The organism is Janthinobacterium sp. GL_088, from assembly GCF_057837845.1.
The window spans coordinates 934023-956922 of the sequence record NZ_CM174453.1 but is presented as its reverse complement, the minus strand read 5'-3'; the positions used below and the strand labels follow the sequence as shown (position 1 = coordinate 956922).

General features: G+C 64.3%; 20 protein-coding genes. 10 read left to right on the top strand and 10 right to left on the bottom strand.

What is annotated here, in order from left to right; all coding sequences use genetic code 11:
• The first annotated feature begins 65 nt into the window (after nt 1-65).
• On the top strand, nt 66-311 hold the full coding sequence (locus tag AC3IQ7_RS04270; protein ID WP_489208441.1) for a DUF1059 domain-containing protein: 246 nt from the start codon (nt 66-68) through the stop codon (nt 309-311).
• Here the strand turns inward: AC3IQ7_RS04270 and AC3IQ7_RS04265 are convergent.
• On the bottom strand, nt 308-1516 hold the full coding sequence (locus AC3IQ7_RS04265; RefSeq protein WP_489208440.1) for a TCR/Tet family MFS transporter: 1209 nt from the start codon (nt 1514-1516) through the stop codon (nt 308-310). The genes AC3IQ7_RS04270 and AC3IQ7_RS04265 overlap by 4 nt on opposite strands.
• Before the next feature lie 105 nt (nt 1517-1621).
• On the opposite strand from AC3IQ7_RS04265, the gene AC3IQ7_RS04260 reads away from it, so the two are divergent.
• The 4 genes from AC3IQ7_RS04260 (at nt 1622) to gdhA (ending at nt 6693) form a co-directional block, all read left to right on the top strand.
• Nucleotides 1622-2260 (top strand): TetR/AcrR family transcriptional regulator, encoded by a 639-nt coding sequence (locus AC3IQ7_RS04260; RefSeq protein ID WP_489208439.1) that lies wholly within the window; start codon nt 1622-1624, stop codon nt 2258-2260.
• A gap of 90 nt (nt 2261-2350) precedes the next feature.
• Entirely contained in the window at nt 2351-3712 is a 1362-nt protein-coding gene (gene trhP / locus AC3IQ7_RS04255) for a prephenate-dependent tRNA uridine(34) hydroxylase TrhP (protein WP_099378593.1), read from the top strand.
• A gap of 183 nt (nt 3713-3895) precedes the next feature.
• A complete protein-coding gene (locus tag AC3IQ7_RS04250) occupies nt 3896-5143 on the top strand; it encodes a DUF819 family protein (RefSeq protein ID WP_099378592.1) in 1248 nt (415 codons plus the stop codon).
• Nucleotides 5144-5349: 206 nt separating this feature from the next.
• Nucleotides 5350-6693, top strand: coding sequence for an NADP-specific glutamate dehydrogenase (gene gdhA, locus AC3IQ7_RS04245; protein WP_489208438.1), 1344 nt, complete (start codon nt 5350-5352; stop codon nt 6691-6693).
• 51 nt (nt 6694-6744) lie between these two features.
• Here the strand turns inward: gdhA and AC3IQ7_RS04240 are convergent, their stop codons facing one another.
• Entirely contained in the window at nt 6745-7302 is a 558-nt protein-coding gene (locus AC3IQ7_RS04240) for a flavin reductase family protein (RefSeq protein WP_099378590.1), read from the bottom strand.
• A gap of 175 nt (nt 7303-7477) precedes the next feature.
• Between AC3IQ7_RS04240 and AC3IQ7_RS04235 the strand changes: the two genes are divergently transcribed.
• On the top strand, nt 7478-8107 hold the full coding sequence (locus AC3IQ7_RS04235; RefSeq protein WP_322426799.1) for a head GIN domain-containing protein: 630 nt from the start codon (nt 7478-7480) through the stop codon (nt 8105-8107).
• A 42-nt stretch (nt 8108-8149) separates the two neighbouring features.
• Nucleotides 8150-8950 carry an enoyl-CoA hydratase gene (locus AC3IQ7_RS04230; RefSeq protein ID WP_489208437.1) on the top strand — a complete coding sequence of 267 codons (801 nt, stop codon included), beginning with the start codon at nt 8150-8152 and terminating at the stop codon, nt 8948-8950.
• A 1-nt stretch (nt 8951) separates the two neighbouring features.
• Here the strand turns inward: AC3IQ7_RS04230 and AC3IQ7_RS04225 are convergent, their stop codons facing one another.
• The 5 genes from AC3IQ7_RS04225 to AC3IQ7_RS04205 form a co-directional block, all read right to left on the bottom strand.
• Nucleotides 8952-9689 carry an AIM24 family protein gene (locus AC3IQ7_RS04225; RefSeq protein WP_099378587.1) on the bottom strand — a complete coding sequence of 246 codons (738 nt, stop codon included), beginning with the start codon at nt 9687-9689 and terminating at the stop codon, nt 8952-8954.
• A 3-nt stretch (nt 9690-9692) separates the two neighbouring features.
• Nucleotides 9693-10334, bottom strand: coding sequence for an AIM24 family protein (locus AC3IQ7_RS04220; RefSeq protein WP_099378586.1), 642 nt, complete (start codon nt 10332-10334; stop codon nt 9693-9695).
• Between the two features lie 17 nt (nt 10335-10351).
• Nucleotides 10352-10969, bottom strand: a complete 618-nt coding sequence (locus AC3IQ7_RS04215) for an AIM24 family protein (protein WP_070217680.1) — start codon at nt 10967-10969, stop codon at nt 10352-10354.
• Between the two features lie 159 nt (nt 10970-11128).
• On the bottom strand, nt 11129-14293 hold the full coding sequence (locus AC3IQ7_RS04210) for a S8 family serine peptidase (protein WP_489208436.1): 3165 nt from the start codon (nt 14291-14293) through the stop codon (nt 11129-11131).
• 1 nt (nt 14294) lies between these two features.
• The gene (locus tag AC3IQ7_RS04205) at nt 14295-15110 is read right to left on the bottom strand and encodes an NF038120 family PEP-CTERM protein (RefSeq protein ID WP_199534414.1); all 816 of its coding nucleotides are present in this window, start codon (nt 15108-15110) and stop codon (nt 14295-14297) included.
• Between the two features lie 440 nt (nt 15111-15550).
• Here AC3IQ7_RS04205 and AC3IQ7_RS04200 point away from each other — a divergent pair, with 440 nt between their 5' ends.
• Nucleotides 15551-16459 (top strand): histidine kinase, encoded by a 909-nt coding sequence (locus AC3IQ7_RS04200; protein WP_489208435.1) that lies wholly within the window; start codon nt 15551-15553, stop codon nt 16457-16459.
• A 5-nt stretch (nt 16460-16464) separates the two neighbouring features.
• A complete protein-coding gene (locus AC3IQ7_RS04195) occupies nt 16465-17133 on the top strand; it encodes a response regulator (RefSeq protein WP_489208434.1) in 669 nt (222 codons plus the stop codon).
• Here the strand turns inward: AC3IQ7_RS04195 and AC3IQ7_RS04190 are convergent.
• Together AC3IQ7_RS04190 and AC3IQ7_RS04185 are read right to left on the bottom strand one after the other, a co-directional pair.
• Nucleotides 17130-19607, bottom strand: a complete 2478-nt coding sequence (locus tag AC3IQ7_RS04190) for a TonB-dependent receptor (RefSeq protein ID WP_489208433.1) — start codon at nt 19605-19607, stop codon at nt 17130-17132. The two genes, AC3IQ7_RS04195 and AC3IQ7_RS04190, sit on opposite strands and share 4 nt — an antisense overlap.
• Nucleotides 19608-19698: 91 nt before the next feature.
• On the bottom strand, nt 19699-20160 hold the full coding sequence (locus AC3IQ7_RS04185; protein ID WP_034784295.1) for an Lrp/AsnC family transcriptional regulator: 462 nt from the start codon (nt 20158-20160) through the stop codon (nt 19699-19701).
• Between the two features lie 99 nt (nt 20161-20259).
• Here AC3IQ7_RS04185 and ilvB point away from each other — a divergent pair, with 99 nt between their 5' ends.
• Nucleotides 20260-22008 (top strand): biosynthetic-type acetolactate synthase large subunit, encoded by a 1749-nt coding sequence (ilvB, locus tag AC3IQ7_RS04180; protein ID WP_489208432.1) that lies wholly within the window; start codon nt 20260-20262, stop codon nt 22006-22008.
• Nucleotides 22009-22017: 9 nt separating this feature from the next.
• Here the strand turns inward: ilvB and AC3IQ7_RS04175 are convergent, their stop codons facing one another.
• Nucleotides 22018-22875: a helix-turn-helix domain-containing protein gene (locus tag AC3IQ7_RS04175; protein WP_233516175.1), complete on the bottom strand. Its 858-nt coding sequence runs from the start codon at nt 22873-22875 to the stop codon at nt 22018-22020.
• Nucleotides 22876-22900: the final 25 nt, after the last annotated feature.

Here is a 22900-nt window from a genome sequence, read left to right as displayed (position 1 = left end):
CGAATTTGCGACCTATACTGAATGAAGCGGGCGCGGTGCCCGCTCTTTGCAGAAAGGAGTCGATCATGACGCGCAAATTCATCGATTGCCGGGAATTTCCAAGCGACACACATTGCTCGGTGGCCATCTCGGCCGACAGCGAGGAAGAGCTATTGGGTATTGCCGTGGAACACGCGGTCTCGGTACACCATCACCACGACACGCCGGAGCTGCGCCAGCAGCTGCGTCAGCTGTTCAAGGACGGCATGCCGCCTGAACACCTGCCCATAACGGGGCAGGCCGGCAGCAGCGGAACCTCGCACGCACACTAGCCTGCCAGGGCTTGCGCCGGTTTATGCAAGCGCAAGCCCAGCACGAGCGGCACCAGCGCCGCGTACACGACAAGCACTGACAGCCAGATGGCGCCGGGCCAGTGTTCCCTGAACACAAAATACATGCTGGAAAACACCAGCGGACACAGCACGGACGCCAGGCTCACGGACGAGGCCAGCACGCCCTGGAACTGGCCCTGCCGGTCGTCGGCCACTTGCCGCGTGGCCAGCGACTGCAAGGCCGGCGCGCCAATGCCGCCCAGGGCAAACACGGGCATGATGGCGAAGATCATCCAGCTGCGGCTGGCAAACGCCATGACAACCAGCGCGACACAGGCGCAGGCGACGCCTGCCAGGATGGTGGCGCGTTCGCCCAGCAGTTTCACGGCCGGGCCTGGCAGAAACGCCTGGGCCAGCGCCTGGCATACGCCAAAGGCGCCCAGCGACAGGCCGATCCACAGCCCGTTCCACGCGAACGCATCGTGCCCCCACAGCGCCCAGCACACGCCATACACTTCGCCGGCCGCGCTGAAGGTAAAGAAGATGACAGTGATCGGCAGCAAGCTTTTCTCCGAGAAAACCCAGCGCAGCGGGCGCAGGGGATTCAATGCCGCCAGGTCGATTTTCCCTCCCGTGGGCCGACGTGATTCGGGCAAGGTCAACAACGCCAGCAGCAAGTTGCCCGTATTCAAGACGGCGGCCGCCATGAACGGCAGGCGCAGCCCGTAATCGCCGAGTGCGCCGCCCAGCACGGGGCCGATGATGAAGCCCGCGCCAAACATGGCGTTCAACAGGCCAAAACGGCGCGCCCGCTGGTTCTCGGCCGAAATATCGGTGATGTAGGCCGTCGCCACGGACACGTTGGCACTCGTCAGTCCGGCGATGGCGCGCCCCAGCAGCAGCATCCACAGGCTGGGCGCAAACGCCAGGAACAGATAATTGACGGCGGCGCCCGCCAACGAAACGAGCAGCACGGGACGCCGCCCCAGGCGGTCGCTCAGCGCCCCCAGCACGGGTGCAAAGATGAACTGCATCAACGCATACAGGGCCGTCATGATGCCGATATACGGCGCCACGTTATCGGCATGGGTGACGTGCCGCAGCAGTGCCGGCAGGATGGGGAAGATCAGGCCGATGCCGACGGCGTCGAGCATGACAGTGGCAAAAATGACAGGCAACGCTGCCACGGGAACGGATACTTTCATATACTCAATCCAAATATGTACTCAGTACATAAATAGTACGCCCAGCCTTGCCGCGCCATCAAGCGTTATCTGTACTCAGTACACTTCGTGTATGATCGGGGCAACATGACGATACCTGCCGACCTCCGCTCCCGCAAACGCCTTGCTACCCGGCAAGCCATTTCGAATGCCGCCACGCGCCTGTTCTTCGTGCGCGGCTTCGAGCAGGTGACGGTGGACGAGATCGCGGCAGCCGCCAATGTGGGGCGCATGACCGTGTTCAACCATTTCCCGCGCAAGGAAGACATGTTCTTCGATCGCGAGGAAGAGGGGCGTGCGCTGCTGCGCGCCGCGCTGCGCCAGCGCGATCCCGCCATCGCACCCATCGAAACCCTGCGCCTGCTGGCGCACCGGCTGGTACTGGAAGACAGTCCCTACATCACGTTTTCCGCCGCTGGCCAGGGTTTCATCGCCACCATCGAGGCCAGCGACACCTTGAAAGCGCGGGCGCGGGCGATCCGCGACGAACTGGCGCAAGTCGTCGCGCAAGCGTTGACGGAATCCACGGGGCGCGATGCAAACGATCCCCTCGCCCACCTGGCGGCCAGCCTGCTGCTGACCACCTGGAGCACCGCCCTCATCGAGGCCCACCGCGCCTTCCGCCAGCATGGCAACGCGCAGCTGGCCAAGGCCGGCTTTCTCGCCCTGGTGGACCAGGGGCACACTGGCTTGAACGCGGCCATGGCGGGCACGCCTTACGCCTGAAGCTGCCGGGCACCGGATGTGAATCCCTTGACCCAAGGCAAGGCAATCTGGCGCCAGTCCGCCTACAATCGCCGGCTTTGCCCCTCGCCCATGCGCCACGCTCCCGAACTCCTCCTGCCTGCCGGCTCCCTGGCCAAGATGCACGCCGCCTTCGATTTTGGCGCCGACGCCGTCTACGCGGGCCAGCCGCGCTACAGCTTGCGCGTGCGCAATAACGATTTTTCGACCTTGCAAGCCTTGCAGGAGGGCATTGATGGCGCGCATGCGCGCGGCAAGCAGTTCTTTGTCGCCAGCAATATCTTCGCCCACAACGCCAAGCTGAAAACCTATTTGCGCGACATGGAACCGGTGATCGCCATGCGCCCGGATGCCCTGATCATGGCCGATCCCGGACTGATCATGATGGTGCGCGACAAGTGGCCGGAGATTCCCGTGCACCTGTCGGTGCAGGCGAACGCCGTCAACTGGGCCGACGTGAAGTTCTGGCACCGCATGGGCTTGACCCGTGTGATCCTGTCGCGCGAACTGTCGCTCGACGAGATCGAGGAAATCCGCCAGCGCTGCCCGGAAATGGAACTGGAAGTATTCGTCCACGGCGCCCTGTGCATCGCCTACTCGGGCCGCTGCCTGCTGTCCGGCTACTTCAATCACCGCGACCCGAATCAGGGCACGTGCACGAATTCCTGCCGCTGGGATTACAAGGTGAAAAATGCATCCGAAGACGCCAGCGGCGATCTGGGCGGCATGCAGGTGGTGCCGCTGGAATTCCATCAGGCGCTGGCCGAGGCCGACAATAACGCGTTTTCCGCCCTGCACCAGCAGCCGCGCCACCCGCTGGCCGACCAGCCATACCTAATAGAAGAAGCCCAGCGCCCGGGCCAGCTGATGCCCATCCTCGAAGACGAGCACGGCACCTACATCATGAATTCGAAGGACTTGCGCGCCGTCGAGCACATCGAGCGCCTGGTGAAAATCGGCGTCGATTCGCTGAAGGTCGAGGGCCGCACCAAGTCGCTGTACTACGCGGCGCGCACGGCGCAAGTCTACCGCCAAGCCATCGATGATGCCGTCGCGGGCCGCCCCTTCGACATCGGCCTGCTGGGCCAGCTGCAAGGCCTGGCCAACCGCGGCTACACGGACGGTTTCTATCAACGCCACCATACCCAGGCGCACCAGAACTACATGCGCGGCGCGTCCGAGGCCGACCGCAGCCAGTACGTGGGCGACGTGCTGGGCGTGACGGACGGCTGGGCCAGGGTGGACGTGAAAAACCGCTTCGCCGTCGGTGATCGCATCGAAGCCGTGCATCCGGGCGGCAATCGCGACTTCACCATTACACGCATGCTCAGCGACGACGGCCAAGAAATCCAGGTGGCGCCCGGCAGCGGCCACTTCGTGCGCATCGAACTCGACGGGGCCCTCGACAAGGCCTTGCTGGCCCGCTATTTGTAACCGCCAGTCTGGCGGCGGCAACGGCAAACCAGTCCACAAGTGTTTGATTTGACAAGAAAAATTTCCGCTGGCATGGCCTAAACAATTTGTTTAGGCTTCAACATTGCTATACGATACGGCCACCCGCGCCCGGGGGCCTGATCGGCATCCCGTGCGTCCCTGACACGTTCACCGGAATCCCCGATGCCACCTGCCACACCCGCCCTGATCACCAATGACGCCGTCGTCCTCGGCCTGCTCGCCATGACCCTGGGGGGCGTCTTCTGGACCGCCTCCCGCACGAACGGCTTCTGGAAAAAGTTTTATACGTATATCCCGTCCCTGCTGATGTGCTACCTGATCCCGGCGTTGCTCAACACCTTCGGCATCATCGACGGCAACGCTTCCGGTCTGTACGCCGTGGCGCGCGACTATCTGCTGCCCAGCGCGCTGGTCCTGCTGTGCGTGGCCATCGATTTCGGCGGCATCATCCGCCTCGGTCCCAAGGCCATCATCATGTTTCTCACAGGAACACTCGGCGTGATGCTGGGCGCCCTCGTCTCGTTCGAGGCGCTGCGTTTGATCCACCCCGAAACGGTGGCGGGCGACACCTGGCGCGGCATGACGACTGTCGCCGGCTCGTGGATAGGCGGCGGCGCCAACCAGGCGGCCATGAAGGAAGTGTTTGAAGTGGACGCCACCCTGTTCGGGCAGTTCGTCGCCGTCGACGTGCTGGTGGCCAACGTCTGGACGGCCGTGCTGCTGTTCCTGGCCGGCCGCGCGGGCGCCTTCGACCGCTGGACGGGCGCCGATCTGACGGCCATCAATGCGCTCAAGGACAGCATCGAAAGTTATCGGGCACAGCACGCGCGCGTCGCTACCCTGACTGACATCATGATCATCCTCGGCGTGGGCCTGGGCGTGACGGGCCTGTCGCACTTCCTGGCCGGCCCCATCATCAACTGGATCAACACCCTGCCGGCCACATGGCGCTTGCAGGATTACAGCCTGACGTCGAACTTCTTCTGGATCGTCGTGCTTGCCACCACCTTCGGCTTGCTGCTGAGCTTTACCCGGGCGCGCAGCCTGGAAGGCGCGGGCGCCTCGACCATCGGCTCGGCCATGCTGTACGTGCTGGTGGCCACCATCGGCATGCACATGGACCTGGGCGCCCTGCTCGACAAGCCATTTTTGTTCCTGCTGGGTCTGATCTGGATCGCCGTGCATGGCGGCCTGATGCTGCTCGTCACCAAGCTGATCCGCGCGCCCCTGTTCTTCATGGCCGTGGGATCGCAAGCGAACATCGGCGGCGCCGCCTCGGCCCCCGTCATCGCCAGCGCCTTCCACCCGGCCCTGGCCCCCGTCGGCGTGCTGCTGGCCGTGCTCGGCTACGCGCTGGGCACCTACGGCGCCTACATCACGGGCTTGATCTTGCGCAGCATGGCGGGATGACGCCTGTCCTGGCTTGACCAGGCGATCCGCAACGACAACGCCAGCCTTCGGGCTGGCGTTGTCGTTTACCACTCGCATCGGCCACAGAGTCCTCAAAACTCCCCACAATGTAGCAGAAACCCCTCAAAACCAAATTTCCGCACCATTTTTGTGCGAAATCTGCGATGATAGTTGCCCAAATAACCGATTACCTCCATGGAATTCTGATGAAATACGCATCTGCTCACGAGTATGTCCAGCATGTCGCCGCACGCAATCCAGGTCAACCCGAGTTTCTGCAAGCCGTCACCGAAGTCATGGAGAGCTTGTGGCCGTTCCTGGAACAGCACCCGAAATACGCGGAACAAGGCTTGCTGGAACGCTTGATCGAGCCGGAGCGCGTGGTGATGTTCCGCGTGTCGTGGGTCGATGACCATGGGCAAGTACAAGTCAATCGCGGCTACCGCATCCAGCACAGCATGGCCATCGGGCCGTACAAGGGCGGCATCCGCTTCCACCCTTCCGTCACCCTGTCGGTGCTGAAATTCCTCGCTTTCGAGCAAACGTTCAAGAATGCGCTGACCACGTTACCGATGGGCGGCGGCAAGGGCGGCGCCGATTTCGATCCGAAGGGCAAGAGCCCGGGTGAAGTGATGCGCTTCTGCCAAGCCTTCGTGAGTGAACTGTTCCGCCACGTGGGTTCGGACACGGACGTGCCGGCCGGCGACATCGGCGTGGGCGGGCGCGAAGTGGGCTATATGGCCGGCATGATGAAAAAACTCAGCAACCGCGCCGACTGCGTGTTCACCGGCAAGGGCGCCAGCTTCGGCGGTTCGCTGATGCGTCCGGAGGCGACGGGCTACGGCACCGTGTATTTCGCCGAAGAAATGCTGAAAACGCGGGACCGCTCGTTCGAAGGCATGCGCGTCTCCGTTTCCGGTTCGGGCAACGTGGCGCAGTACGCGGTGGAAAAAGCCATGGCCATGGGCGCGAAAGTCATCACCGTCTCCGATTCCAGCGGCACCGTCATCGACGAGGACGGCTTCACGCCGGAAAAACTGGCCATCCTGATGGAGATCAAGAACCATCTGTATGGCAGGGTCAGCGATTACGCCGCGCGCACGGGCGTGCGCTTCGAAGCGGGCGTCTCGCCATGGCATGTGCCGGTCGACATCGCCCTGCCCTGCGCCACGCAGAATGAACTCGATATCGCCGATGCGCGCCGTCTCATCGCCAATGGCGTGCAATGCGTGGCCGAAGGCGCCAACATGCCCACCACCATCGAGGCAGCCAAGGCCTTCGAAGCGGCCGGCGTGCTGTATGCGCCGGGCAAGGCCAGCAACGCGGGCGGCGTGGCCACGTCGGGCCTGGAAATGAGCCAGAACGCGGCCCGAATTTCCTGGCCGCGCGAGGAAGTCGACACGCGTTTGCTGCAGATCATGCAAGGCATCCACGCGGCGTGCAAGCAATACGGCACGCGCGCCGATGGCACGGTCAGCTATGTGGATGGCGCCAATATCGCCGGCTTCGTAAAGGTCGCTGATGCGATGCTGGCGCAGGGGGTCATTTAAGACGACTCATTTGGGGTCAGACCCGGCGGGTCTGACCCCAGCAGTGTTCACCTACGACATTTCAGGCTTCATCAGACTCTTGCGGCTGATGGTCCGGCCCGACACCATGAACTCGCCGTTGCCGCGGTAATGTAACGTTTCCGGCAGCTTGGGCGAAGTAGCCACGTGGGCTTTCACGCACTCGAAGATGAAGAAGCCGCCCTTCGGGTTGCCCGCCACCTGGGCCAGCTTGCATTCGAAGTTGGCGTAGCACTCGGCGATCAGGGGCGCACCCACCAGCTCGGCCGGCTGGGGCGTCAGGCCGAAGGCCGCAAACTTGTCCGTGTCTTCGCCGCTGCAATTGCCGATGGCGACCACCTGGTCGACCATGTCGGCCGTGGGCAGGTTGATCACGCACTCCATGCTGCGCTTGATCATTTCATAGCTGTGGTTCGCGTCGGAAATGAAGCAACCCAGCAAGGATGGCGTAAATTCCATCAGCATGTGCCAGGCCATGGTCATGACGTCGCTTTCGCCCTGCCACGTTGAACTGACCAGCACCACCGGCCCCGGTTCAAGGAAGCGACGGATATCGGCGACGGGATAATCTTCTTTGTGATAATTTTTCATGCAGTCTCCAGGACGCGGTACGCCACAGCATAGCCCAACGGCGCCTTGCCGGGCGCGCGGCTGGCCGGCGGCGGCGTGTCATCCGCGCCGCGATTTGTGCCGTTCATCGCAAATTTCTCCCCAATGGAGATGTTGCACAATAGAATACACTGATCAACTACTCAAGGAAACCGTCATGCGCCCTCTGTTCCTGTTGTCAGTCCTGTCCCTCGCCTGCCTCTCCACCCTCGCGCATGCCGACGAGCAAACCCGCACGGTAGCCGCCTTCAACGCCATCGACATCCGCGGCCCCATCAGCATCGAAGTCGAATCGGGCAAAGAGCAGACCCTGCTGCTGCGCGGCGACCAGAAATTCCTCAGCGGCGTGATCACGGAAGTGGTCGATGGCGAGCTGAAAATTTCCATGAAGGACAAGGACATCAAGAAAACGGATGGCGACCCGCGCATCATCATCACCATGCCCACCTTGCGCAAGCTGATCGCGGAAGGCGCGGGCGAGAAGATATTGACCAAGCTCAATGGTCCAAGAGTCGACATCAGCTACAAGGGCGCGGGCCGCCTTGCCGCCGATGGTCAGGTCGACTGGCTGCGCCTGAAGGCGCAAGGCGTGGGCGAAGTCGATACGAAAGCCTTGCTGGCGAAAAACGTCGACGTCAATTTCGAAGGCATCGGTTCCGTCAAGGTGTATTCCTCGGGCGAACTGAACGCCGTCGTGCGCGGCATGGGTGAACTGACGTATTACGGCAAGCCGAAGATCGTGCACAAATCGATCGCCGGCATCGGCAGCGTGAATGCCGCCAAATAAGATTTTTCCATAAAAAAAGGCCATCAGGCCACTGGAGACCGCATGACCGCAACACATGACACGCAAGCGCCGCTGGTGCTGCGCGAGGACGAGGGTGGCCTGGTCACCCTGCGCCTGAACCGTCCGCTGCAATTCAATGCCCTGTCCGAAGCCATGCTGGCGGCGCTGCAGGCTGAACTCGACCTCATCGCCGGGCAGCCGCACGTGCGCTGCGTGGTGCTGGCGGCCGAAGGCAAGGCCTTTTGCGCGGGCCACGATTTGCGCCAGATGCAAGCTACGCGCCAGCTTGCGTATTATCAAACCCTGTTCGCGCAATGTTCACGCGTGATGCAAGCCATTCAAACCTTGCCCGTGCCCGTGATTGCCCGCGTGCATGGCATCGCCACGGCGGCCGGCTGCCAGCTGGTCGCCAGCTGCGACCTGGCCGTGGCGGGCGCGTCCGCGCGCTTTGCCGTTTCCGGCATCAACGTGGGCCTGTTCTGCGCCACGCCATCGGTGGCCCTGTCGCGCAATGTATCGCCCAAGCGGGCCTTCGACATGCTGGTGACGGGCCGCTTCATCGACGCCGACACGGCCGCCGACTGGGGCCTGATCAACGAAACGGTGGCCGACACGGCGCTCGACGAAGCCGTGGCGCGCCTGGCGCAGCAGATCATGGCGAAAAGCCCGACGGCCATCCGCTACGGCAAGGCCATGTTCTACCGGCAGCGCCAGCTGCCGCTGGAAGAAGCATATGCGTATGCGGGCGACGTGATGGCGCGCAATATGATGGAAGAGGATGCAAACGAAGGCGTGAGCGCCTTCCTGGAAAAACGGCCGCCCAGCTGGGCGGCCGTCAAGTAGCTCAACGTTCCTGCTTCATCTGCTGCTGCACAGAAAGACTCAAGGTACCCAGGTCTTCCTTGCCCAGCAGCGGCAATTGCGCCAGCAGCTGCATCAGGGCGGAACTGCCCGTCACGTCCAGCTCGGATGACTGCACCAGCACCGTGCCGGCGCCCGTGAAGTCGATCTGCTTTTCCTCGCCCGACAGGGTAAAACCCGTGAGCGCACCGGCGGCCGAGGCCCAGCCCTGCACGTGGGCGTAATCGTAGTGATATGAAGGGCTGGGACAATCGGCCCAGCCCAGCACGGCCTGCTCGTCGACGCGGCACGGCAATTCGAGGAAATGCACGGGCCCGTTCGACGAGGCGATCACCTTACCGGTGCCTATCATGGTCAGATAACCGGGCAAGGTCGATTCCTGGCAAATCACATCCTTCGTAAAACCCAGCAGGTTTTTCGCGCGGATGGTCATGTTGGCATTGTCCAGGTCGTAGCACGCCAGGTCGTTGCCGTTGTCGCCCAGGATCAATTGGCCCTGGCCTTGCGCCACGACAAAGTGGTGGATGTATTTCGGTGCATTGAAGGCGTTGCGCACGATCAGGTCGAGCACGCTGCTGCCCATGGCTTCGAAGCGCAGCTCGCCATAGAAGGCAATCATCTTGCCCTTGCGAATGAAGATCTGCTCCTTGACGTCGATGACATACGAAAAACGGTTCAGGTTATCGTTCTTCGGCAAGGTATCGGGATTGTAAATCGTCATGGCTTACCTTTCGCTCGCTTGGATGTAGACCGTGCCCTGGCCCGTAAATTTCACCTGGTAGGATTCGCCGGACGCCTGGCCAACGAAAGTTTTCCAGTTCAGGTCCGTGACGATGGTCGAGCTCAGCTGCCCCGTGTGGCCGATATACGCTTGCGGGTCGACAAACACGGGCACGTCCGGCGTGACGGGCAAGCCGATGGCATTGCCGTCGGACAAAATCGCCACTTCGCCCGTGCCTTGCAAGGTGGTGGTAAACAGACCCTGGCCCGAAGCCATGCCGCGCACCACGCCCTGCACGCCGCCCTGGTTGCCGAGGAACATGGTGCCGGCCGTCAGGCGCGCATCGAAGGCCAGCAGGGAATCGCTTTCCACATAGAAAGTTTCGCCGCGCACGGGGACGATGGTGACGAACAGGCCGCCCTGCGCGTAAAACACGCTGCCGCTGCCACGCGCCGACATCATGGCGTAGCCTTCATTCGTGACGGCGCGCATGGCCAGGCTTTGCACGCCCTGGCCAGCCAGGAAGGAGCGGCTGAACGCCACGTCGCCCTGGTACGACACCATGGCGCCCTTGCGCGCGAATACTTCTTCATTGCCGAGTTTGACCTCAAGCATCTTTTCATTGATTTGCTGATAGACAGGCATCGCGGGTCCTCGCTGACTTAACGTTCGGCGGGCTGGATGAACACCACGCCCTGGCCTGTGAATTTGTGCTGGTACGATTCGCCCGAGCTCTGGCCGATCATCGTGCGCCAGTTGACATCAAAAACGAATTCCTGGCGGATATCGCCCTTGAAGCCGACGAAGGCGTCCGGGTCCACGCGCAGCGGGTGCGCCGGCGTCACTTCCAGCATGATCAGGTTGCCGCGCGAAATGACGGCCAGGTTGCCATGGCCTTCGACGGTGGTGGAAAACAGGCCCTGGCCCGAGCTGGCGCCGCGCAGGCCGGCAAAGCTGGTGCCCGTCTTCAGGCTCGTGTCATAGGCCAGCAGGCTGCTGCTTTCGATGGTCAGCTTTTCGCCGGCCAGCGCCATGACGGTGATCTCGGCCGCATTCTGCGCGAAAAACACCGTGCCCGTGCCGGCGGCCTGCATCACCTGCATGCCTTCGTTGGTCACCTTGCGCTTGAGCGCGCCAAAGAGGCCCTCGCCGCCGAGCAGGGATTTTTCAAATTTGATGCTGCCCGTATAGGCGACCATGGCGCCGGCAATCGCCAGCACTTTTTCATCCTGCAGGCGTACTTCCAGCAGGCGGTCGGTATTGGTGCGGAAACTGGTCACGCGCGACTCCCCAAGAATGCCAGGGCACAAAGCCATGGCTATCCGACAAGATACCGTTGGCGTTACCGCCATGCAAGTGCTATTCCTCCCGAACGGGGGTGCGTGCATAAAAAAAAAGGCGTGCCCGGAGGCACGCCTTGCGTTCACGCAAAGAACAGCTTATTCAGCCAACACCGGCCTGGCGCCGCGCGCGTTCTGGAACAGCGGCACGGGATCATTGGTATTGACCTCGACCACCGTCACGCCTTGCACCACGCCAGCCACCTGGTAGCCGACGGCGCCCAGGTGGCGCTTGCCTTCGGCCAGGTTGGACCAGCTCAGCGAGACAGTCGCCGTGCCGCCCGTGTAGGCCGTGCCCGGCATCAGCGCCTTGAAGCCGCCATTCGACAAGCCCGGCGCCAGCACCCACGACGACAAGGTGTAGTCGGCCTGGCCGTTTTGCGGCGCAAAACCGATCACGCACACCTTGTAGGTGCCAGCGGCGGGCAGGCGCAGTTCCACTTGCTCATTGGAACTTTCATTGCCGCTGCTGCCGACCAGCACATTGGCGGCGTTGTAGACCTCCATGTCCATGTCGGTATTCGCGCCGCCCGTCGTTTCTGCATCGTAGGTGGCAAAGCGCGCCGCCAGGGTGCCGGCCGGTATCACCACGTTGTGCACGTTCACACCCGTGGCGCCGCCAGCCTTGCAGGCCGCCGATGCGGCAGCGCCCGTCGTCGCCTGGCCGATCGTGCGCGTTTGGCGCACGGCTTCGACGAGACCCGACTTGACGCCCACCAGCGCGCCCGTGAAGCCCGTGCCCAGGGTCAGCACCTTGCTGCCCGTGGCCGCTTCGCTGCTGACCAGCGGAATGGCGGCCAGCGAGGTGCCGCGCGCCGTCAGCGGGCTGCGCACCGTGTGCGTGCCATCCGTCCAGCTCAGGGCGCCGTAGGTCCAGGTATTGGCCGGCGCCGTGGTGCGCGTCAGCTTGACCTGGTACTGGCCCTTGGCCCCCGGCGCCAGGTTCAGGCTCGTTGGCGTCACCGCCACCGTGTAGCCGGGCAGGCTGGCCGAGACGTTGTAGACGGCGCTGCTGGCGCCCACGTTGGTCACCGTGCGCGTCAGCGTTTGCGTGCCCAGCACGTTGGCCGCCGTCAGCGATGCCAGGTTCAGGTTGTAGGCAGCGATGCCGCCGATGGCCTGGCAGGTGGCGGCGCTGTAGACCTTCAGGTTCAGGCCGCACAGGAAGCGCGCGTAGTCGATTTCCGACATGTCGTACACGAGACCGGGATCGGCCGCACTGTTCGGCGCGATGTGGCCGGCGCCCTGGCCCCACGGCAGCTGGCCCGAGTTCTTCGCCGTGGCATCCCACGACACGGAACCGTTCAAGCCGTCCGAATAGGTGCTGAAGGCCGTCGTCATCAGCGCCGACTTGATGGCCGCGGGCGACCAGTCCGGATGCTGCTGCTTGAGCAATGCCGCCACGCCGGCCACGTGCGGGCTGGCCATCGAGGTGCCGGAATAGAAATCCCACTCGGCCGCCGGCGCCACGCCGCCTGCCGCCACGGCATCGCGCTGCGCCTGCGTCAGGTCGGCCGTCACGCCGGCAAGCACGTTGGTGCCGGGCGCCGACAGATCCGGTTTCAGGATGTTCGCGTTGGCCACGTTCGGCCCGCGCGAAGAACGGTCGCTGACGATCGGCGCCTGCACCGTCGTGTCGGGGATCGTATGGACTTCACCCAGCGCCGCCGTGCCATCGGGCGTCGCCGCCATGAAGGCCTTCAGCGCGTCGCCCTGCGCCTGCGCCAGGTGCACGGTCGACAGCACGTGCGCCTGGTTGATGACGGTGTTGGCGCCGCCCGCCACGTTGGCGATGATCACGCCCGCCGCGCCCGCCGTCCTGGCATTCGCGCTCTTGTTGACCAGCACGTTGCCGCCACGGTCGCACACGAGTATCTTGCCTGCCACTTTCGCCGGATCCAGATACGCCGAAGTGGCATCGGCCACGCCGAAGCAGCGCAGCAAATTGAGGTCCGTCGGCAGCACGCCGGCCAGGCCCGCGTCGCGCGACTGGATCAGCGGCAGGGCCGGTGTATTTGCATTGCTCGATGCGCCTTCCAGCTTGGTGCCATTGCTGAGAATGACGTTGGCCGCGTACAGGCGGTTGTGGGTGGAATTGGCGACCGTTGCCAGCCACGGGCTGATGTGCGACACGGGTGCCGGCACATCGGGTGCAGGCGTGGCAGGGCCGGAATTACCGCCCGACGTGGCGACAAACACGCCGGCTGCCGCCGCGCCCAGGAAGGCGACTTCCGTCGGTTCGTCGAAGGCGCCGCCGCCCGCGTTCGGGCCGATGGAGAAGTTGATGACGTTGACGCCATCCTTGACCGCCTGGTCGATGGCGGCCACGCTGTCGGCCGTGGCGCAACCGTTGCGCCCCGTCGATGCTGCCGTCCAGCACACTTTATAGGCGGCGATGCGGGCGCGCGGCGCCATGCCGGACGCCTTGCCCAGCGACACGCCATTCGAGGTGGCCAGGGCGCCATTGTTGCCGCCGGCCGTGGACGCCGTATGCGTGCCATGGCCGCCGTGCCCCGTCAGGCCGGCGACGGAATCGCGCGGCGACAAAAATTCCGTCCAGTGCAGCGCCGACGTGGCCGCGCGGTAGTAGCGCGCGCCGATCAGCTTGTTGTTGCAATTCTCGGCGGAAAATCCTTCACCCGTCTGGCAAGTGCCCTGCCAGCTGGCCGGTGGCGCGCCGTACACGACATTGTTGCCGTTGTGGCTGGGCACGCCGTTCTCGTCGAGGCGGTCGGCAAAGGCCGTGTTCTCGGGCCAGATGCCACTGTCGACGATGCCGATGATGATGTCTTCACCGGCGTGCGCCTTGCCGCCCAGCTGCTCCCAGATGCCGCCCGGCTTGTCCAGGCCCAGGAAGCTGGGCGTGTAGCTGGTGTCGAGCTGCAGGATGGAGTCGGCGCTGATGCTGGCCACGCCGCTGTTTTTCTTCAGGGCCCGCACTTCATCGTCCGTCAGCAAGGCGGAAAAACCGTTGAAGACGACGCTGTACTGGTGCGTGATTTCCGCCGCGCTGACGGTGCCGGCCACGGCGGCCTGTTTGGTGTCGAGGTAGCTCAAATAAGCCTGCACATCGGCGGCGCCCACGTTGATGCGCGCGCCCGGAGCCGGCTTGGTGGCGGCCAGGCCGTCGACCTGGCCCGTGTAGGTGGCGGCCGGCTTGTCGACCAGTTGCACGATGTAGGAGCGGCGTTCCTGCGCCTGCGCCGCTTGCGCCAGGCTGGCGGCCAGCAGGAGGATACCGAGTGAAACGGGACGTAATTTCATCTCACGCTCCTTGCACGGTGGCTGCGGCGAACTTGCCGCTGCGGCGGCGCGACAGCATGCCGATGGCGCCCAGGCCGACCAGCATCAGCATGTAGGTCGACGGTTCCGGCACGGCGCTGACATTGATATTGTCGAGCGCAAACTGGCCCTGATTAAAGGCGGGGAAATCGATGGAATTGCTGCACGCGCCCGTGTCATTGAAAATGCACGCATTGAAGGTCAGGCCCGTAAACGCGTAATTGCTGAAGCCGCCCAGCAGGGAAGCGCTCTGGAAAGAGTAATTGCCATCGCTGCCCTGGCCGGGAAACGCCAGCGAGGTGCTGATCACCTGGCCGTCGCTGAGGGTGCCGCTCAGCTGCAGCTGGCCCCAATTCTGGTTCGGCAAGCCGGAGACAGGCGCGATGAAGGAATAATCGAAACCGGCCAGGGTGAATTCCTGGTGATCGGCACGCGCGAAATTCACGCCGCCATCATTGAGGATAGCCAGGTAATTGCCGGTGGCGCCCTGCGGGCAGGCGGCGATATCGCACGACGAACCCACACGGCCATCGAGGATGGCGCCCACGCCGCTGACGCCGCCGCCGGCCGCCGTGGTCGGATCGGCCAGGAACAGCAGGTTGTAGCTCGACGTATTGAGCGTCTGGCCGCTTTCATACACGTCGGGGCGCAAGTTGTCGAAGGTCAGGACACCGGCCATGGCCGGCGCAGTAGCCAGCACGGACAAGGTGGCCAGCGCGGCAAGGACGGTGGTGCGACCGCGGGTAGCGGGCGGATTGGCGGTGGCGGGCGATACCCGCGCATGTGATAAACGATTCATTCTATTCCCTTGATTGTTGTGGATAGATAGGTCGGCAGGTCTGACGCCCGCTTTCAGCTTTTTCACAAAAGTGTCAACAAATATAGCAAATCGCATAAAACAAATATCATATTTTTAATATCATTTATTTATTTTTTATCTAACTCCACGAAACTTTGTTTTGTTTTATCTATGAAAGCTTGAGGAATCTCAACGTTACATTTGAACAACAATTCCTCACACTGCAGACGCGTACTCCAGCGTGCCGGTCCGACTTCGGATAAGCTCGAAAACCGCGCCTGCCGCGTCGTCATCCCCGTTACATCGCGGTACACCTGTTCCATCCTGGAACACTTGCCTGTCCCCCCCTCTGCCCCGCCTGATCCACCCCCTGCCGCCCTTGCGCCGATGGCATGAAGCTTGCACAACAAGGACATCTACCGTGCTCAGGGAGCAGCATCATGGAACACCATCAACTTGGCGCCCAGGCAAGCGCCCGCTCCCGGCCGCGCCGGACTGTCCTGCTGTGCTGCGCGCTGGCGCTGGCTTTTTTCCTGCTGGCCGCCAGGCTGGACCTGACCGAACGGCTGACGCAAGCGCTCTGGCGCCAGGAGCACTGGCAACTCGATGAACTGATCCTGAGCCTGTTGCTGCTGGTGCTGGCGCTGGCCGGCTTTGCCGTGCGGCGCGGCCGCCAGGTGGCGCTGCTGCTGGCGCAAAACCGCGCCCTCACGCAGCGCCTGCTGCGCGCGCAGGAAGAGGAGCGCTGCGCGCTGGCGCGCGAGCTGCACGATGAAGTGGGACAGGACTGCACGGCCATCCGCGCCGCCGCCAGCTACATCCTGCGCGCGCGCGAGGGCGACCAGGCGAACGTGCAGGCGTGCGCCGCCAGCATCGCCCGCTCGTCGGAAGCGCTGCACGCGATGGTGCGCACGATGTTGCGCCGGCTGCGCCCGCCCGTGCTCGACAGCCTGGGCCTGGCGCCGGCCCTGCAGGCGCTGTGCGACAGCTGGGCCCAGCAGCACGGCATCGCCTGCCATTTCGTGCCGCACGCCATCCCCGACGACCTCGACGACAGCACCGCCACCGCCATCTACCGCCTGGTGCAGGAAGGCTTGACGAACGTGGCGCGCCACGCGGGCGCCGACCGGGCCACGGTGGAATTGCGCGCCGATGCGCACGGCTTGCTGCACCTGGCCATCGAAGACAATGGCCGGGGTTTGCGCCAGGACATGCAGCAGGATTCCGGTTTCGGCATGCTGGGCATGCGCGAGCGCGTGGCCGGCCTGCGCGGCCATATCCGCTGGATCAGCGCGCTGGGCAACGGCTTGCGCATCGAAGTGGCCCTGGCGGCACGGTGCGCGGCATGAACGCCATGAGCGCAATGAGTGGCAATATGCTGCCGATCCGCGTGATGCTGGTGGACGACCATCCGGTGGTGCGCACGGGCTATCGGCGCCTGCTGGAACAGGGGGGCGATATCGCCGTCGTGGCCGAGGCGGGCAATGGCGAAACGGCGTATGGCTTGTACCAGAAGCACGCGCCCGACGTCTGCGTGACGGATTTGTCCATGCCCGGTATCGGCGGCCTGGAATTGCTGCGCAAGCTGCTGGTCCGCGATGCCAGCGCCCGCGTGCTGGTGTTTACCATGCACGACACGCCGCAGCTGATCGCGCGCGCGTTTGACGGCGGCGCCTGCGGCTTCGTCAGCAAGCAGGCCGACCCGGAACACCTGGTCGACGCCGTGCGCGCCGCCCACGCGGGACGGCGCTACCTCGACCCGCACAGCGCGCCCGGCGTGCTGCAAGGCACGGCCCGCAGGGAAGCGGACCGGTTGAGCAGCCTGAGCCAGCGCGAATTCGAAATCTTCCGCCTGCTGGCCGAAGGCCGCAGCGCCGCCGACTGCGCCCGCCTGCTGCACCTGAGCAGCAAGACGGTGGCCAACCACCAGACCTGCATCCGGGAAAAGCTCGACGTGCCCGGCCCCGCCGCCCTCGTCCATCTGGCGCTGCGCAACGGGGTCATCGAGCATAGCCTGCCTTAAAACGCGTAGCGCAAACCCACATTCACGCTGCGCGGGGCACCGGCCGCATAGAAGGTCGCATTGAGCATCGGATACTCGCCCCCCACGGCGGGCAGTGGCCTGGCGGAAAAATTGCCGCTGGCGTCGAAACCCGTGGCGCCCAGCTGGGCCGCCGTCGCATATTTTCGGTCGAACAGGTTATTCACCTGGGCAAACACGCTCAGTTGCGGTGTCAGCTGATATTTTCCATTGAGTTCAAAGATCGCGTAACCGCCGCTCTTGCCCGCGCCAAGGTACGACGCCCCGCCCGCCTGGTGCCGGTTGTTTTCATTGCCGCGTGCATACGCGCTGGAGACGGCCGTCATGGCCAGGCCCACCGTCCAGTCGCGTCCGCCCTGAACCTCCATGTGCGCCTTCAGGATATGGCTCGGTGTCAAAGGAATCCGGTTGTCCGGCGCGATGACGATATTGCCTTCCAAGCCGGGCGCGTCCGCATCGCTGCTGCTGTTGGCGCTGCCGTTGACGATTTCCCGGCTTTGATACGTCGCCTGCAGCCACGTGTAGTTGATGCCGAACTCCAGCGCGCCTGCCTTGCCGTCCAGCGCCAGTTCCACGCCCTGGTGGCGCGTCTTGCCGAAATTCTTGAAGTAGCCGAAGCCGGCCTGGTTGTCGGCCACGAACAGGATATCGTCGTGGTTTTCCGCGCGAAACACGCCCGCGCTCCAGCTGGCCACATTGGCAAGCCTGCCGCGCACGCCCGCTTCCCACGTCTTCGTCACCACCTGTTTCAAGGGCGGGTCGCCGGCCATGGCGTTGGGCAGGCGGCAGGGGTTGTCCGGGTCGGCGCAGCCCAGTTCGATGGCCGTCGGCGTGCGGCTGCCTTCGTTGTAGCCGAGATAGGCGCTCACGCCCGCAGCCGGCGCATACGCCAGGCCGATGGCGGGATTGAAGCGGCTGAAGCGGTGGTCGCCATCGAGCGAACCGCTGCCGCCGCCCGGCGTGAGGGCGTCGCGGTTACGCACCGTGCTGCGGTTGTAGCGGCCAGACACCGTCAAGGTCAACGCTTGATTGAACGCAATACTGTCGCTCGCATACACGCTCCAGGTGCGCATGCGCCCGCTCAAGTCGACCCGGTTGTCCACTAGCGTGCCGTCGTCGTCGATTTCCGTGCCGTCGGCAAAGAAGTCGACTGGCGTGATGCTGCGGTCCGGGTTCAGATAGCCGAACTGGCTGGTCTGGCGGAAGGTGGCGTGACTCGTATCATAGGCGGCGCCGGCCGTGACGGCATGACGCGCGCCCGCCAGGTCGGCCAGCGCCGTGAACTGCCCCGAAAAGCCGTAGTTTTCCTGCTCGGTATGGCTGCGGTTGATCATGCCGTTGCATTTTTCGGCCGGTTCATCGTTCAACAGCACGTTGCCGATACAGCGCCACTTCGGGAACGGCGTATTGGACGCGTTCGCTCCGCTGGCGGGAAAGCCCGTGTAGCCGGCCGCCGCCAAGGCCGCCCGTTCGGCCGCGCCGGGCTGGTAGACGGACTGGTCGAGCGACTCGTCGTTCAGGTCGCCATTGAAGGTATGCGTGTCGATCTTGCGGTAGTACACATTGCCGGACAAGAGCAAGGCAGCGCCGGCCTGGTGCTTGCCCGTCACGTTCAGCAGGGTCGACCTGTTTTCCGTCAAATCCGGCTTGGTGTAGACGCTGCGGTAGTCGCGCGCCAGCAGACGCTGTTCCTGCAAGCCGTTGCCCGTCAGCGCATTGTCCGCGTGGGCCATGGTGACGGCGATATCGGTGCGCGCATCGCTCCAGCCCAGCTTGCCAAACAGCTGGCGCACGTCGGAAGGGGAATCGTCGCGCCAGCCATCTTCCTTGAAACGGTTGCCCGTCACATACCAGTGCCAGCCTTGGGCATTGCTGCCGCCATGCTCGAACTCGACACCGCGACGTTGATCGGAACCCAGGCGCGCCTCGATGGCGGTGCCGGGACTGCTCCTGCCATCCTTGGTTTGCAGGGCCAGCGCGCCGCCCAGGGTGTTGAGGCCAAACAGGGGGTTCGAACCGGGCATCAGGGTCAGCGATTCGATCGCCATGCGCGGGATCAAGTCCCAGCTGACGACATCGCCAAACGGCTGGTTCAGGCGCATGCCGTCCAGGTACACGGACAGGCCCTGCGGCGTGCCCAGCAGCGGCGACGCCGTATAGCCGCGGTAGCTGACGTCGGGCTGGAACGGATTGTTCTGCACTTCGTTCACGTAGACGCTGCCCAGGTTGCGGCGCAGAAAAGAGGATAAGTCGAGCGCGCCGCTGCGGGCAATCTGCTGCGCGCTGGCCGTCTGCACGGGCGCGGCCAGCGCATCGCGCGGCTGCTCCATGGTGGGCAGCGGCATGCTGCCCGTGATGATGACGGTGGGCAAGTCGCCCGATGCGGTCATCTCCGGTTCGGCAGCCTGCGCCTGGCACAGCGCCATGGCGGTGGCGGCGAATAAGGTCAGTTTCATGCGGATCCCCGATTTATAGTGGTTTTTATTGCGTCCAGTATCGGACAGCCACCATCAATGAACTAGGGAAAAACTCCCGCCGTGCGGGGAACTAACGTTGCAGGGGCAAGTAACTCTGTTTGAGCTGGCGCAAGACAAAGCTCGATTTGCTGTGGCGGATGCCGGGAATTTTATACAGGCGCTCACGCAGCAGGCGTTCATAGTCGCGCGTATCGCTGACGGCGATGCGCAGGTAGTAATCGTAGTCGCCGGAGACAAGGAACGCTTCCAGCACTTCCGGGATCATGGCCAGCGCGTGGCCGAACTCGAACAGGGCCTGGTCGGAATGGTCGTCCAGCGTGACTTGCACGATGACGGTGTCGGCCAGGCCCACCTTGGCCGCGTTGACGTTCACCGTATAACCCTCGATGACGCCATCGTCTTCCATGCGCTTGATGCGGGCCCAGCATGGCGACGAGGTCAGGCCCACCTTGGCGCTCAGCTCGTGCAGGCTGATGCGGGCATCCTGCTGCAGGGCCGTCAGGATGGCGAGGTCGAATTTATCCAGTTTCATTCTGTCATATCCTTATTTCACAGTAAATTTTACTGAATATTGCATTCTATACGAGAAAACCAGCAGCCTTTTCTGCCAGGGCAAGCAGAAAATAGACACATGAAACCCGATCCCGCTCCCCTCCTCGCTCCCGCCCACGATCTTGCGCCGCGCAACGGCGCCAGTACCCTGATCGACACCCTGCTGGCCCTGGGCGTCGACACCGTCTTCGGCTATCCGGGCGGCGCCGTGCTGCCCCTGTACGATGCGCTGCATGCGCAACCCCGCTTGCGCCACGTGCTGGTGCGCCACGAACAGGCAGCCGTGCACGCGGCCGAAGGCTATGCGCGCAGCACGGGACGGCCCGGCGTCGTCTTCGTCACGTCCGGCCCCGGCATGAGCAATACCACCACGGGCTTGCTCGACGCCCTGTGCGATTCGATACCCGTCATCTGCATCAGCGGCCAGGTGGCCACTACCAGCATCGGCACGAACGCCTTCCAGGAATGCGATGCGCTGGGTATTTCGCGCCCCGTCACCAAGTGGAACCGGCAAATCCGCACGGCCGAGGAAACGGCGGCCGTGATGCACGAAGCATTTAAGCAAGCCACGCAAGGCCGGCCCGGTCCCGTGCTGATCGATTTCCCCAAGGATATGCAGTTGGCCCCCGTGACGGAACACACGCCGCTGCCGCCCGACACCACCACCGCCCTACCCCTGCCTTGCAGCACCGACCTGGAACGGGCCGCCAGCCTGATCGCCGGCGCGCGCCAGCCCGTGTTCTATGGCGGCGGAGGTCTCATCAATTCCGGCCTCGATGCCTGCGCCGCCTTCGGCCAACTGGTAAAACTGGCGGCCGCGCCGTGCACCTTGACCCTGCTGGGCCTGGGCGCCTTTCCCGCCGCGCACCCGGCCTTCCTCGGCATGCTGGGCATGCACGGCACCCTGGAAGCAAACCTGGCCATGCACCATGCGGATCTGATCGTCTGCGTCGGCGCCCGCTTCGACGACCGGGTGACGGGTCGGCTGGACGCCTTCTGCCCCGGTGCGAAAATCATCCACATCGATATCGACCCGGCGTCGATCGGCAAGGTGGTGCGCGCCGACGTGGCCCTGCGCGGCGACTGCGCGCCCGTGCTGGCGGCATTGCTGGAGCAGCTGCGCGGCCGCTTGCTGGCGGACCGCCAGCCGTGGTGGCAGCGCATCGATGGCTGGCGCGCGCAGGATTCGCTGGCCTTCGACGACACGCCGCAGGTGATCGCGCCGCAGGCGCTGATGCGACGGCTGCAGGCGGCGCTCGACGGCAAGGACGCCATCGTCTCCACCGACGTGGGCCAGCACCAGATGTGGGCGGCGCAGCATTTGCGCTTCGAACAGCCGCGCCGCTGGCTCACCTCGGGCGGCGCCGGCACCATGGGTTATGGCTTGCCGGCAGCTATCGGCGCGCAGATCGCCCATCCGGGAAAATGCGTCGTATGCGTCAGCGGCGACGCGTCGATCTTGATGAATATCCAGGAACTGGCCACGGCCGTGCAGCACCGCCTGCCCGTGAAAGTGGTGTTGTCGAACAATGGCTACATGGGCATGGTGCGCCAGTGGCAGGAACTGCACCACGGCGAGCGCTACAGCCACAGCTACACGGAAGCGCTGCCCGACTTCGTCGCCCTGGCGCGCGCCTTCGGCTGGCAGGCGCACACGGTGAGCCGGCGCGACGAACTCGACGGGGCACTGGCGGCCTGCCTGGCATCCAGCGGCCCGTACTTCCTCGACGTGCGCGTGCACGGCGCAGAAAACTGCTTCCCCATGATGGCGCCCGGCGCGGGGCACCATGAAGTGACCTTGCGCAAAGGCGTCGTTTACACCGAGTAAAAAACCCGTTTAACTCCACACCCGGTAGATCCAGTAACTTTCATCGTCGCGGATGGCGCGCGCCAGCTCGGTGGGGCTTAGCCCCGTGATTTCGCGCGTCTCTCGGCAGAAATGGGCCTGGTCGGCGTAACCGCCGCTGGCGGCGACGTCGGACCAGGACGCCGTGCCCTGCAGGATGGCGCCGCGCTCGTCGAGGAACAGCTGTTCCGCGCGGCGCATGCGACGCAAGGTGCGCATGGGCTGGCCGGCCCATGCCTTGATGCGGCGCTCGATATTGCGCGCGCTGCTGGCCAGGCCCGTCGATGCCGCCTGCACGCCCAGGCGGCGCACCCAGTCCTGCACGGCGCCGGCCGACACGTCGCTGCCCTTGCGCGCCAGCGCCCAGCGCGGCGCGAGAAAATCTTCCACCAGCCCGACGCGGACCGCGTCGTCGGGCGCGGCCAGCACGGCGTCCGACAGGGCCAGCCAGTCGGCATCGAACAACGCATCGAGCGGGCGAAACTGGTCCAGCAAGGCATCCATCGATACGCGCGTCAAGGCATGCAGGGCGGCCGGATACAACATCACGACAAACGAATGCACGGGGCCGGGATTGTAGCTGACCAACGGATACGAGCGGGGGCCGCCGAACAGCGCGGTCGGCATGCGCACGTCCCGCAACGACAGGCCCGGCGCGGCCGCTTCCACGTCGCCCGCGACGGTCCAGATGATGCTGCACATGGGCGCGGCGGGAAAGCGGTTCAGGCGCTGCACCGGCGGCAAGGGCGCGCAGCCCGTGGTATCGCGCACGAGGAAGGCGCGCACGCAGGAAGCGAGCGCGGTGCGCGGCGCGATCAGGCGGGTCAGGGGCGGTGGGGCGGCAGGCATGGCGACGATTGTACCGGCAATTTCC